This window comes from Enterobacter sp. DVT3837 (assembly GCF_056238685.1).
In genome coordinates, this window is the sequence record NZ_JBWDLA010000003.1 from 73,704 (window position 1) to 85,236 (window position 11,533).

13 protein-coding genes and 1 pseudogene are annotated in these 11,533 nt (G+C 61.6%); 9 read left to right on the forward strand and 5 right to left on the reverse strand.

Annotation, left to right across the window (positions count from 1 at the left end; genetic code table 11):
- Positions 1–185: 185 nt before the first annotated feature.
- Together AC0XWG_RS23415 and AC0XWG_RS23420 are read left to right on the forward strand one after the other, a co-directional pair.
- Complete coding sequence (locus tag AC0XWG_RS23415) at positions 186–716, forward strand: SRPBCC family protein (RefSeq protein ID WP_000043569.1); 531 nt, start codon at positions 186–188, stop codon at positions 714–716.
- A 101-nt stretch (positions 717–817) separates the two neighbouring features.
- Positions 818–997 (forward strand): annotated as a pseudogene (locus AC0XWG_RS23420) (integrase core domain-containing protein); the annotation flags it as partial.
- A 228-nt stretch (positions 998–1,225) separates the two neighbouring features.
- Here AC0XWG_RS23420 and AC0XWG_RS23425 read toward each other — a convergent pair.
- The 4 genes from AC0XWG_RS23425 to AC0XWG_RS23440 form a co-directional block, all read right to left on the reverse strand.
- Complete coding sequence (locus AC0XWG_RS23425; protein ID WP_000539741.1) at positions 1,226–1,543, reverse strand: DMT family transporter; 318 nt, start codon at positions 1,541–1,543, stop codon at positions 1,226–1,228.
- Between the two features lie 58 nt (positions 1,544–1,601).
- Positions 1,602–1,865, reverse strand: a complete 264-nt coding sequence (locus tag AC0XWG_RS23430) for an EexN family lipoprotein (protein ID WP_000717310.1) — start codon at positions 1,863–1,865, stop codon at positions 1,602–1,604.
- A gap of 32 nt (positions 1,866–1,897) precedes the next feature.
- Positions 1,898–2,803, reverse strand: coding sequence for a LysR family transcriptional regulator (locus AC0XWG_RS23435; protein ID WP_000405670.1), 906 nt, complete (start codon positions 2,801–2,803; stop codon positions 1,898–1,900).
- Positions 2,804–2,896: 93 nt separating this feature from the next.
- Positions 2,897–4,300: an efflux transporter outer membrane subunit gene (locus tag AC0XWG_RS23440; RefSeq protein WP_000078291.1), complete on the reverse strand. Its 1,404-nt coding sequence runs from the start codon at positions 4,298–4,300 to the stop codon at positions 2,897–2,899.
- A gap of 100 nt (positions 4,301–4,400) precedes the next feature.
- Between AC0XWG_RS23440 and AC0XWG_RS23445 the strand changes: the two genes are divergently transcribed.
- The 7 genes from AC0XWG_RS23445 (at position 4,401) to AC0XWG_RS23475 (ending at position 9,272) form a co-directional block, all read left to right on the forward strand.
- Positions 4,401–4,748, forward strand: coding sequence for a TetR/AcrR family transcriptional regulator (locus AC0XWG_RS23445; RefSeq protein ID WP_223866330.1), 348 nt, complete (start codon positions 4,401–4,403; stop codon positions 4,746–4,748).
- A 5-nt stretch (positions 4,749–4,753) separates the two neighbouring features.
- A complete protein-coding gene (locus tag AC0XWG_RS23450; RefSeq protein ID WP_230145850.1) occupies positions 4,754–4,951 on the forward strand; it encodes an SMR family transporter in 198 nt (65 codons plus the stop codon).
- Between the two features lie 15 nt (positions 4,952–4,966).
- Complete coding sequence (locus AC0XWG_RS23455; RefSeq protein ID WP_000837791.1) at positions 4,967–5,587, forward strand: DUF3313 family protein; 621 nt, start codon at positions 4,967–4,969, stop codon at positions 5,585–5,587.
- The gene (locus tag AC0XWG_RS23460) at positions 5,584–6,741 is read left to right on the forward strand and encodes an MlaE family ABC transporter permease (RefSeq protein ID WP_000063629.1); all 1,158 of its coding nucleotides are present in this window, start codon (positions 5,584–5,586) and stop codon (positions 6,739–6,741) included. Before AC0XWG_RS23455 ends, AC0XWG_RS23460 begins: the two co-directional genes overlap by 4 nt.
- Positions 6,742–6,746: 5 nt before the next feature.
- Positions 6,747–7,559, forward strand: coding sequence for an ABC transporter ATP-binding protein (locus AC0XWG_RS23465; protein WP_024944155.1), 813 nt, complete (start codon positions 6,747–6,749; stop codon positions 7,557–7,559).
- 91 nt (positions 7,560–7,650) lie between these two features.
- The gene (locus AC0XWG_RS23470) at positions 7,651–8,580 is read left to right on the forward strand and encodes an MlaD family protein (protein ID WP_000433686.1); all 930 of its coding nucleotides are present in this window, start codon (positions 7,651–7,653) and stop codon (positions 8,578–8,580) included.
- A gap of 92 nt (positions 8,581–8,672) precedes the next feature.
- The gene (locus AC0XWG_RS23475; RefSeq protein WP_003124411.1) at positions 8,673–9,272 is read left to right on the forward strand and encodes an ABC-type transport auxiliary lipoprotein family protein; all 600 of its coding nucleotides are present in this window, start codon (positions 8,673–8,675) and stop codon (positions 9,270–9,272) included.
- A 66-nt stretch (positions 9,273–9,338) separates the two neighbouring features.
- Here the strand turns inward: AC0XWG_RS23475 and AC0XWG_RS23480 are convergent, their stop codons facing one another.
- A complete protein-coding gene (locus tag AC0XWG_RS23480; RefSeq protein WP_000132148.1) occupies positions 9,339–11,342 on the reverse strand; it encodes a relaxase/mobilization nuclease domain-containing protein in 2,004 nt (667 codons plus the stop codon).
- Between the last annotated feature and the right edge of the window lie 191 nt (positions 11,343–11,533).

Genomic DNA, 11,533 nt, shown 5'->3' on the forward strand with positions numbered 1-11,533 from the left:
CCGCTGCGAGATAGCCTAGTCGGTGGATGGCAGAACCTAGGCCTTGATATCATATTTTATGATATCAAAAATAGAAACTTAGGATTTCACTTATTGCAGATGGAGGCTCATGATTTGCTCCATGACCACTTGAATGACGCAGCCACCCCTGTTGCGTCATCGACATTTTGTGAAGGAGCTTCGATATGAGCAAGCAACAGAACGCCATCCTCTGGCCCGAAGGCTACACGCCGGGCTTTACTGAGAATTTCGCCTCCAATGAGATCATCGCCGCCGGCTTGAGCGCGGCCGACGTATGGCCTCTACTCGTCACACCATCGCTGTGGCCAAGCTACTACGCCAACTCGGCTAACGTGTGCTTTCATGACGGCAAAGGCCCGGTACTGGCCGACGGCGATCGGTTTTACTTCGAGACCTTCGGCTTCCCGGTAGAGGGGCAGTGCAACGAATACGTGCCACCTGCGGATGGGCAACCCGGCCGCGTGGCCTGGCACGGCTGGTCCGGCGAGGAAGGCACAGATACGCGCCTGGATGTGCATCACGCCTGGCTGGTTGAGAACCTGGACGGCAGGCGCGTGCGCATCCTCACGCAGGAAACTCAGAAGGGCAAACCGGCCGAGGAGCTGCACAACGCCAAACCCAACCCGATGATCAACGGCCATCAGGACTGGCTCGACAGCTTGGTCGAGGCAGCGCGCAAAGCCAAGCAGGCGTAGTGGTCTCCGGCCGCTTGATCCCAAGCGTCTGAACGGAGAAAACCATGATGAGAACTCCCCTCAGGATTCTGCTGGTCCTGACTTCGCAGGCAACGATGGGCGACGAACTGCTCAACCGCGAATGGTTCCGCAGTCGGACCGAAGCGAAGGTGCTGATCGAACGTTGGCGACAGTTCTACAACGAGCAGCGGCCGCATAGCGCGCATGCTTACAAACCGCCGGCGACGATCCGGCGCAACTGGATCCAATCCGATAGCATCCCCTCCGAACTCACTGCCTGACTGGCTACAAAGTTCGTACTCAGGTCACCTTGGCGCAGGCACTGAAGGTGGAGCCACCCGGAATGGGTGCTCCCACCGCCTTACGCGCACTGGCTCGAACTCTCCCGAGGCGCCGGCAAGCTCGTCACATAGCGACTAGAGAGAGGAGGTGACCGTACGAGTTCCCAGCGCCCGATCCACTCTGGGAGCTGGGTCGCCTAGCGACTACGCTACCAATGGAGCTAGCGATCAACTCGATAACTTGAGCGTGATAACGCCCAGGATGATCAACGCCACGCCAAGGTATCGCATCAGGGAGGTTGGGTCGCCATAGAAATGAATTCCGACTAAGAAAGTTCCCGCCGCTCCGATACCCGTCCACACCGCATAAGCAGTCCCAATCGGTATCTGACGCTGAGCAAGCCATAGGAAGGCGCCGCTAATTGTCATGAAAGAGACGGCTACTGCGACCCCACTCCAACGCGATGTTGGCTCTTGCGCCATTTTCAGCCCGACCGGCCATCCGATTTCAAACAATCCAGCCAAAACAAGATAGATCCAACCCATTGCGATTCTCCTTCAAATTTTTCATATCCGGCATACATACTCCGGCATGACCACCAGCTTAGAACTTCGGCGGCTCTTTAGGCGTGGTGTGGGGCACATCGCCATCTTCGTAAAAGCGCTTTCGCGTAGCCTCGGCAACCCGGTTACATAGTTGGTCGCCCAGCATTGGTCGATCCAACTTGCATTGCTTGCGCAACTCTTTCAGACGCTCAGGATTGAGCGCTAATTCATCGACTGTCGGAAGGTTGGCTTTATCTGGTTTCCCAGATGGGCTGCAGGCTGCCAATGTCGAGGAAAGCAATATGAGAGCAATCTTCTTCATGGTTAATTTTCTTTGGGAGATTGTGTGATGGTTTACCGCCGACCTTTGGCATCTGGAGATTTGATCGAATGAACGCGTTCCATGAAGCGAGTCAGCATTTCTGACGGCTCGCTGGCCGGCCGTAGTAGATAGGTCGTGAGCATTGGCGAACGTCCAGTCAGCGGCCGTGCGACCACCCCCTGTTCCCTGCTGGCTGTGATATGCGCGCCTCCTGTGAGGCCTAGTGCAAGTCCCGCCGAAACCAGGACCATCATTAGATCGCTGGAAGTCACGCGTTCGGCAATCAGTGGCTCTATGTCCACGCGACGTAGCACCCGTTCAACTTGCCGAGCATGGCCCTCACACGCCACCGCGTCGCAGAGCACCAGCGGATACCGCAACAGCTCTTCTAGGGGAATCTGTTTGTGGGATAGCAAGGGGTGCCGTGCGGGCACAGCTACCATCAGAGGGTCACTCCACACCGGCACGGCGATGATGCCTTCGCCGACTTCATCCGATTGAGCGAAGCCGAGATCGTACAGTTCGCCACACAATCCCTTGATTTGCTGTGCCAAAGGCACCTCGAAGAAGCGAACTTCCACTTCCGGCTCTTCCTGCCGGCAGAGCGCCAACAACGCAGGCAGGCGCGATGGCGTGATTCCATCAGACAATGCAATACGGAGCTGGCAATGAAAGCCATTGGCTGCGGCGTTCACACTGTCGCGCGCCTGCTGCAAAGCTGCGAAGACACGCGGCACGCTCTCAAAGAAGAGCCTGCCCGCACGAGTCAAGCGGGTGCTCCGAGTGGTTCTCGCAAATAGCGCTACGCCCAACTCTTCCTCAAGTTCCTTGATGGCGCGCGACAGCGGCGATGTCTCTATGTGGAGGCGCTCTGCGGCTCGGGCAAAGTGCAGCTCCTCTGCCACCGCCAGAAAGTAGCGCAGGTGTCGAATTTCCATGTTCGCATTCCTCATCACTCAGGCCTCACCACCTTCGCCTTGCGTCACGCTATTTAGCTAGCCTTCGCAAGCTGCTCCAGCATGTTTCTGCGATCAAACAGGAGAGCCGGATAATGCTTTTGCCAGGACGCCCCATTGCATGGCTGTCTCGGCCCGCGTGCGGATCAGCGAAGCCTGCGCTGACAGCACCCCGGCCTCAGCCTCGGCCACCACCGTGGCGTCCACTTGTCCCGCCTCGAACAGACGTCGGCTGCGATCGAGCTGACGCTCCGCGACTGCGACACCCTCGGCCTGATGCTCCAGTGCTGCGTGCTGCGTATGCCAACCGAGATATGCGTTCTCTACGTCCTGCAAAGCACTCAACAAAGTGCGCTCGAACTCCGCACGGGCAGCTCGGCTGCGCGCCTCTCCGGTCTCGATGCCGGCACGGATCGCGCCACCATCGAAGATCGGCAACGACACCCCGGCCCCAAGTGAAAAAATGTTTCCAGTGATGCGGGTTCCCACACTCTCTACGCGCTGCCGTCCGCCGCTCAGGTCCAACACCAGCCTGGGGAAGCGTTCGCCTTCGGCTGCGTTCCAGCGCGCGGTTTCGGCGGCGAACTTCGCTTCGGCGGCGCGCACGTCGGGCCGCTCACTCAGCAGGTCCGCAGGTATGCGTGTCGGTGTCCAGTCCGGGACGGCGAGCGACGCAAGAGTTGGGGAAGCTGCAGGCGCTCCGGGCGTTTGTCCCACTAGTACATCGAGTGCATGCGTCGCCTCGCCGCGCGCACGCCGCAGTTGCTCTTGCTCCACGCGCAGTGCGACGACGCCGGCGCGGGTACGCTCGATGTCGAAGCCGGTAGCTTGTCCGGCCTCGAACTTCCGTTGCATCAGCAAGACGAGTCGTTCTGCGGATGCCAGCCGCGCCGCGGCTAGCGCTTCGAGCTCACTGGCTTGGCGCTGCTGCACAGCCGCCGACACTGTTTCAAACGCGACCTGCCACCGCGTGGCAACCCACGCTTGTTCGGCTGCCACCGCATCCAGGCGCGCACCTTCTGCTGCCTGCGAAAGCCGTCCCGACAGGTCTGCCTCCCACGATGCGGACAACGTGGCGCGGCCATCATTGCCGATTGCAACGTTCTCTGAATAGTCGCGTCCTCGAGTTGCCTGCGTGCCCGCGGACAACGAGGGGAGCAGGGAGGCCCGTGCTCGCCGCGTGGCGGCCGATGCCTCGTCCACGCGCGCTCGCGCAATCGTCAGTTCGGTATTGCGCTCCAGCGCCGCCCGGACCAAGGCATTGAGGTGCGGATCGCCGTAGGCCGTCCACCAATCGACGGGAAGAGTACGGCGGGACGATTTGTCCAAGATGCCTTCACCTCCCTCTTCATTTGAGAAATGGGCCGGTACATCCAGGCGAGGTGGATCGGCAGAGTGCGGGGCATGGCTGCAGGCCGCAAGAAGCAGTAGCGGAGAAATCATGGCAATGAGGCGATAGCGTTCAAGAATTTGAGACATGGCAGCTCCTTGCGCTCCGAAAAAGTCTTGACGGACTGTTGTATGGCTTCTACTATACCGTCTGGACTGTATATGACTCAAGCTTTTTTGGAGCACGACCATGCCGCCCCGCGCGAAAACAAAGTTGCCCCCCCCGTCCACTGCCCATAGCAGCGCCGATGCGCAGCCCGGCCTCCAGCAAGGAGCCCAGCGAACTCGCGACCGCATCCTGCAGGCCGCCCGCGAACTGGTGCTGGAGGAAGGTGCCAGTCGCTTGACACTGGACGCCGTCGTTGTGCGGGCCGGGTTGAGCAAAGGGGCGTTTCTCTATCACTTCAAGACCAAACGCGATTTGTTCGTGACACTGATCGACGAGATGATCCGGGCGTTCGACGCGGCTATCCACTGGGCCTGCGGGCCATCACGGCGGGCGGTCCGATGCGCTGGGTCGGCCTCTGTGTGGCAGTGACGTGCATGGCGGCCAGCGGCGCACTTTTGTGGTTCGCGCTCAAGCGGATTCCGATCAGCGCGGCCTCTGCAGCCTGGGCAGGAATCGGGCTACTTGGAAACTTGGGCGTCGGCGCCCTCCTACTAGGCGATGTCGCATCGGTAACGCGCTGGTCTGGCACCGCCCTCATCGCAGCAGGCATTGCCTGTCTTAGTTTCGTTTGATCAAGGAGACCCATTATGAAGAGCAAAACTGCATTGATCCGCGGCGGCATCTTTTTTTGCGTAGCAGGCGCGCTCTCTGGATGCGCGACCAACAGCATGACGCGCTCCGGATTTCTCGGCGACTACGAGAAGTTATCGCCGACACGATACGAGAACGTACTGATGTACCGCGCAGCGGGATTCGAGCCCAAGCGTTATGCCGCTGTCGTGGTGGAAGAAGCGCAGATCAAGACCGCCTCGGGTCGCATCGATGGGCTCGATGACGCGCAGCAGCGCGAAGTGCTAGACCATGTGACGAGCGAACTGAAACGCCAGGAAGGCAAAAGTCCCGCCCCCCCAGGTGGCGCGGGACAGGTTCGGGTGCGTGTAGCGGTCACCGAACTGCAGACACCGAATCGGGCAGTCAATGCAATGACGACCCTGCTGGTTGGACCCGTGACGACGGGTGGTGCCAGCCTAGAGTTCGAAGCAGTCGATTTAAGGACGGGACGCCGGGTTGCTGCCGCCAGTTGCTTCGAGCGCGGCAACGTCATTAAAGAGTTCGCCGGTTCGTACACATTGCTGGGTCATGCCAAAGCGGCGATCACGAACTGCATCGAGCGCATCGACAGCGCTTGGCGGGACACGCAGCCATGAGCAACGCTTCACAGGCTTGGCTCCGGCAGGATGCCATGGTCGGCGGTGATCACAAATGGCTGGCGGGTGGCGACTGGACGATAGAGCACTACGCCAGTCTGGCAAAATCCGTGTCCGCCGCCCGCATCAGTCATGCCGAGGGGTACGCCACTCCCTTACTCGACTGGACGCAAGTCCAGAGACTGGACACCGCCGGCGCGGCTCTGCTGGTGGAAATTCTCGGGCCAGACTCGATACTCGACCGGCCGGAGGCAGCTCCAAATCTGTCCTCGGATCGCCTCGCCCTAATGAGAGCGCTGGCCGCCGCTGCTACCGATCAGCAGAAGACGGAGAAAGCAGCGGTGAGCGGGAATCCTCTGCTCCGCGGTCTGGGACGCATAGGCCTGACCTTGGAACAGGGCTGTCGTGCGTGTCTTGGTCTGGCCGGGTTCGTGGGCCAGATCATCGAAACATGGAGCCGTACCGTTCGTCACCCGCGTCGCTGGCGCGCGACCTCGGTGATCGCTCAAATCCAGCGATCAGCGGTGGACGCCATTCCCATCGTGGCGCTACTGAGCTTCATGGTAGGAATGGTGGTGGCGTTCCTGGGAGCAACGGTGCTGGCCAACTTCGGTGCGAGCATCTTCTCGGTGCATCTGGTCGCCTTCTCGTTCATGCGCGAGTTCGGAGTGCTGCTCCCGGCCATATTGATTGCAGGCCGTACCGCAAGCGCGTACACCGCCCAAATCGGTTCGATGAAGGCAAATGAAGAGATCGATGCGCTTCGCTCCAACGCGCTCGACCCCATCGAGTTACTGGTGCTGCCACGCGTGCTGGCGCTTCTTGTGTCCTTGCCACTGCTCACCTTAGTAGGCATCTTGGCTGGCATTGCGGGCGGCGCCACCGTATGCGCACTGAGCTTGGAAATTCCTCCCGCACAGTTCCTTGCCATCGTGCAGGAAAAAATCGAGGTGCGCCATTTTCTTGTCGGAATGAGCAAGTCCCCGCTCTTCGCGGTGATGATCGCCGCTATCGGCTGCCATGAAGGGTTCAAGGTCGCCGGTAGCGCTGAGTCGGTAGGCGACCACACGACGTCTAGTGTCGTGCAATCAATCTTCATGGTGATCCTGATAGACGCCATCGCTGCACTGTTCTTCATGGAGATGGGCTGGTGAGCGCGGTGAAGCAAGACACCGACAACGGTGTGCGACACGCTATTGAAGTGCGCGGCCTGGACAACAGGTTTGGAACCCAGCAGGTCCATCAGGACCTAGACCTGGACGTGCGGCGCGGGGAAATCCTTGGCGTGGTGGGAGGGTCAGGCACCGGGAAATCCGTGCTCTTGCGTAGCGTCGTCGGGCTGCAGAAGCCGCATTCGGGCGTGGTCCGTATCGGGGGGCGCGACCTACTGCGAGCCCAATGGCTTGCGCGCGCGCGTATGGAGCGAAGGTTCGGCATTCTGTTCCAGAAGGGCGCGTTGTATTCATCGCTGACCGTCTTGGAGAACGTCGCTCTTCCTTTGATCGAGCATGTCGGTCTGGCGCGGCCTCTTGCCGAGCGTTTGGCAAGAAGCAAGCTGGGCTTGGTGGGGTTGCCTGCCGGAGCGGGAGACAAGTATCCGGCCTCGTTGTCCGGAGGCATGGTGAAACGAGCAGCACTGGCGAGAGCCTTGGCGCTTGATGCGAACATCCTGTTTCTTGACGAACCCACCGCAGGACTGGATCCAATCGGGGCTGCATCTTTCGACCAATTGATTCTGACCCTGCGCAATGCACTGGGCCTCACGGTGTTTCTGGTAACCCACGACCTCGATACGCTGTACACCATATGCGACCGTGTCGCGGTCCTGGCGAACCAGAAGGTACTCATCAACGACGGCATCGAGGCAGTCGAGCGCTTCAAGCACCCGTGGATACAGGAATACTTTCACGGCCCCCGTGGCCGTGCGGCCGCACAGGCCACTGGTGCTTCCAGCCAAGAGACGCAGCCATGAAACCCCTCCGCATCTGCATCATTCTTCCGTCGCGCACGCATTGGGCTGGGCGCACGCAATATTTAAACTCTGAGAACGAGGTGGTCTGATCATGGAACCACGTGCCCATCATGTATTCATTGGTCTGTTCGTCGTGCTGCTCGGTGCGATTGGTATTGGCTTCGCGCTTTGGCTCAGCGACACACGTTCCGACCACGATTACCAGTATTACCGGATTATGTTCGATGAGCCAGTGACCGGGCTTACGCCCGGCAGCCAGGTTCAGTACAGCGGAATCACGATTGGCGAAGTCGTTGCACTTTCTCTTTCACCGCGAGACCCAAGGCGGGCGATAGCGCGCGTACGCATCAATGCCACCATCCCGGTCCGGCAGGATACCCGCGCTGAATTGGTCATCACGGGAATTACCGGCAACGCGGTGATCGAGTTGAGCGACGGTGGGCCAAACGTGCCATTGCTGGATCGGAGAGAGGACGAGGAACCGTTGATCCTCGCACCACGTTCGGCGATGGCATCCCTGGTCTCCGGTGAGGGGAACAGCATGACGACACTCAACGGCATCTTGCTGCGCACGCAGGAGTTACTGTCGAAGGAGAATTTGGCTCTTGTGCACCGCAGTCTGGTGAATCTTGAACAGACCACGGGCGCGGTCGCTGACCAGAGGGCCGAGATCGCGACGTTAATCAGCAATCTGACCGAAGCAAGCAGAGAATCGACAGCTGCCGTGCGCCAAGCAAATAGCACTCTTCGCGATGCCAACCTGCTACTAAATAACGATGGTAAGCAAATCATGGTGAACACGCGTGATGCAACGGCATCCCTCGAACGCGCCGCTTTCAGGGTTGAGACGCTACTGCAAAACAATCAGGAATCGCTGAACCAGGGCTTGGCCGCCACAGGTCCTGCCATGCACGAACTCCAGCAGGCGCTGGCCAATCTAAACACCGTGCTGCGCCGACTGGATCGCAATCCGGCGCAATACCTGCTCGGTGGAGAGAACATTGAGGAAACCAAGCCGTGAACACTTCCGCCAGGATGATTCCCGTCGCTGCCGTGACTATGACGCTAGTACTCGGCTTGTCCGCGTGCAGTGTGCTTCCCAAAGCAGCTCCAATGGTCACCTACAAATTGCCCGACTATCACATCGCCCAGGCGGAGAGTACGCCGCGCGCCGTTCCGGGACCCGGGGCGCTGCGCGTCTACGCCCCTGAGAGTAGTCGCGTCCTGGATTCGGAGCGGCTGTTCATTGCGCAGCCCGATGGTCGCTTGTCGGCTTGGCAAGGAGTGCGTTGGGCCGACCCCGCACCGGTGCTGCTGCGTGACCGAATCGTCGAAGCCTTCATGCGCGATGGGCGGTCGACTTCCGTGATTACCGATAGCACCCCAATGAGCGCCGATATGGAGTTGCGCAGTACGCTGCGGGCGTTCCAGCTCGAATACCGCGGCACTGAAGCGATCGCCGCGGTTCGGCTCGATGTGCAACTGGTCGATCCGGCCAAACGGACTGCTATTGCCAGTAGACGCTTCGAAGCAATCCAAGCCACAGGCAGCAAGCGAGAGGCCGATGTGGTGAGCGCGTTCGGTGTCGCCACGGATATATTGGCCGGGCAGATCGTTGAATGGGCAGTTCAGGTCGGGGCAGCGCGTTTGCGAGTTGCACCGGAATTGGCAAGCAACCATGCACCCACAGCGTCGTCGATAAGCACAGACTAGTCGTCTTAACGGAGCACAGAAGCTAGGGCCAAAACGCTGCTCGACACCTTAACTCGGTACGACAGCCTACGGCCCCGATCCAATCCCAGGACCTCTTTGCCGTCCAACCTCCCATGACACACCGCCGCCGCGTACAGTCGCGGCGATCTGCTGCCCCAGTCGTGGCTCGATTATCGGCCGCCAAGGCACCAGACTGAATCCCATGCCGTCATCGAGCAGCGCATAGCGACCGCTGGCGAGCATGACCGAGCGCCGGTAGATGCCGGCTACGCGCTGCCCGTCTGTGACGTGCCGATGCTCCAATCCGCTATCGGCGGCAATGTGCTGGGCGGCCTGCGCCAGCTCCCGATTGCGCAGCGTTTCCAGCAGATTCCGGGAGAGAATCAGCCGCTGCCCGCGCCGCTGGGCCAGCCCCTGTTCTTCGAGGAAGTCGGCGCGCTGCTGCAAGGCTTGCCTAGCATCGCCGCCAAAGCCCAGGTCGCCCAGTCCCTTGCCGCCGCCGATCAACTGCTGATCCAGCCAGGTCGCGCCGATGACGCGGGCCTGCCGTTCAATCGGCAGATGCGATTTCAGTTCGACCGCCACGCCGCCCAGCCGCTGCGCGTCGTACTGGCGGCCACGCTCGGCCAAGTCGTCCGGCACCTTCCATAACCCCTCGGCCACGCGCTCCACGATGCCGGCCCGCCGTAGGGCTTCCAGCCGGCGGATATGGGCCGCCACAGCCTCTTGCGGGTCGCGGCCGGGCTTGGCTCGGCCTTGCTCGATCGCCAGGTGGTGATCGGTGCGGTACAGGCCATTGCTCGCCAGCGTGGCGATGTTCTTGTCGGCCGCCCGCACCTCGGCGGAACCGCGTACCTCCACCACCGCGCCGATGGGATAGTTCGCCAGCTCGTCGCGGGCGTCCAACGCGACGTAGTGGGCTTTGCCGTCCAACCCGTCGATGACCAGATAGCCGCGGTCGTGCAGCTCGTCGGCCAGACCCTTAGCAGCCACGCGACCGACGATAGTGCGGCCGTCGTCGCCCGGCTCGAACACCGCCAGCTCGCGAGGCTTGCCGCTCATGGCCCGCTGCATCGTTCGGATGATGTCGCCACGCTCGCCCAGGGCACGCAAGGTCTTCTCCGCGTCCGCATGGACGGCCCAGGTGCCGGGCTGCACCTCGTCGGCCAGGCCCAGGCGCTGCAAGTGTTGCAGGCGGCCGATCAGCAGCAGGCGCTGGCGTTGCAGCCGGGGTTCGTTGAAGCGTTCGATCTGCACCCGGCCATCCTCGCCGGCCTCGCGCTGCAACGTGCGGTCGAGGCTCGTCCACCGCTCTTGCTCCACCTCGCGCTGCAAGGTCTGCTGGATCTCCAGTTCGGTGCGCGGCCCCAGCCATTCCGTCGCCAGCTCGGCGGCGCGATGGCGGAAGCCGTGGGCGATGTAGTCGCCCGCGATGATGAGGTCTTTGCCGGTATCGTCGCGTCCGCGCACGATCAGGTGCGTGTGCGGGTTGTCGGTGTTCCAGTGATCGACCGCCACCCAATCCAGCCGCGTCCCCAGGTCGGCCTCCATCCGGTTCATCAGGTGCCGGGTGTAGGTGCGCAGGTCGTCCAGCTCCGCACTGTCTTCAGGTGAGACGATGAAGCGGAAATGATGTCGGTCGTCCTGGCAGCGTTCCTTGAAGGCATCGAGGTCGGCTTCGTCGGTCTGCGGCCCGTAGGCACGGCCCGGCTCGCCGTTCCGGCCGGCACCGTCGCGCTCGATGTAGCGCAGGTGCTTGGCGAGCGACTGCGGACTGGCGTTGCGCTGGTTGACCAGCAGCGTCTTGATGGTCACGCGCCGTGACATAGGGGTCAGCTTTGCGCCTGCGAAGCGCGCCGCCGTATGGCCGCGTCCAAGCCGTGAGCCGGGCCGCTGGCCGGCGTGCTGGCCGCTCCCGCCAGCGGTAGGACGGCGCACCGCCGACTTGCCGCCGCTGGCCTTGCCAGCCTGCTTGAGCACCTTGGAAACGAAGCTCTGGCCCTGGCCTTTGCCTCGGTTCTTCGGCGCGCCAGGGCGCACCCAGAAATCATGGTCGCCGCGGTCGGTCATGGCTGTGCTCCCTGCAAGCTCCGGCGTGTCCGAGCGTGCGAAGCACGCGGACATGCCTGCATCGGCGCGTGCCTCGCGCCCCACGCGGCACGGCGGCGAAGCCGCGCCGTGCCGCGCCACCCCCACGTGCAGACTGGCTTTGCGGGCGGCAGAGTGCCGAACCCTTTTGTCTTGCCTTCCGCCTTTGCCCC

Bases quoted from the DNA above. Each gene is read 5' to 3' on its own strand.
- AC0XWG_RS23415 (WP_000043569.1), top strand. From the start codon at position 186: ATGAGCAAGCAACAGAACGCCATCCTCTGGCCCGAAGGCTACACGCCG.
- AC0XWG_RS23425 (WP_000539741.1), bottom strand. From the start codon at position 1,543: ATGGGTTGGATCTATCTTGTTTTGGCTGGATTGTTTGAAATCGGATGG.
- AC0XWG_RS23430 (WP_000717310.1), bottom strand. From the start codon at position 1,865: ATGAAGAAGATTGCTCTCATATTGCTTTCCTCGACATTGGCAGCCTGC.
- AC0XWG_RS23435 (WP_000405670.1), bottom strand. From the start codon at position 2,803: ATGGAAATTCGACACCTGCGCTACTTTCTGGCGGTGGCAGAGGAGCTG.
- AC0XWG_RS23440 (WP_000078291.1), bottom strand. From the start codon at position 4,300: ATGTCTCAAATTCTTGAACGCTATCGCCTCATTGCCATGATTTCTCCG.
- AC0XWG_RS23445 (WP_223866330.1), top strand. From the start codon at position 4,401: ATGCCGCCCCGCGCGAAAACAAAGTTGCCCCCCCCGTCCACTGCCCAT.
- AC0XWG_RS23450 (WP_230145850.1), top strand. From the start codon at position 4,754: ATGGCGGCCAGCGGCGCACTTTTGTGGTTCGCGCTCAAGCGGATTCCG.
- AC0XWG_RS23455 (WP_000837791.1), top strand. From the start codon at position 4,967: ATGAAGAGCAAAACTGCATTGATCCGCGGCGGCATCTTTTTTTGCGTA.
- AC0XWG_RS23460 (WP_000063629.1), top strand. From the start codon at position 5,584: ATGAGCAACGCTTCACAGGCTTGGCTCCGGCAGGATGCCATGGTCGGC.
- AC0XWG_RS23470 (WP_000433686.1), top strand. From the start codon at position 7,651: ATGGAACCACGTGCCCATCATGTATTCATTGGTCTGTTCGTCGTGCTG.
- AC0XWG_RS23475 (WP_003124411.1), top strand. From the start codon at position 8,673: ATGGTCACCTACAAATTGCCCGACTATCACATCGCCCAGGCGGAGAGT.
- AC0XWG_RS23480 (WP_000132148.1), bottom strand. From the start codon at position 11,342: ATGACCGACCGCGGCGACCATGATTTCTGGGTGCGCCCTGGCGCGCCG.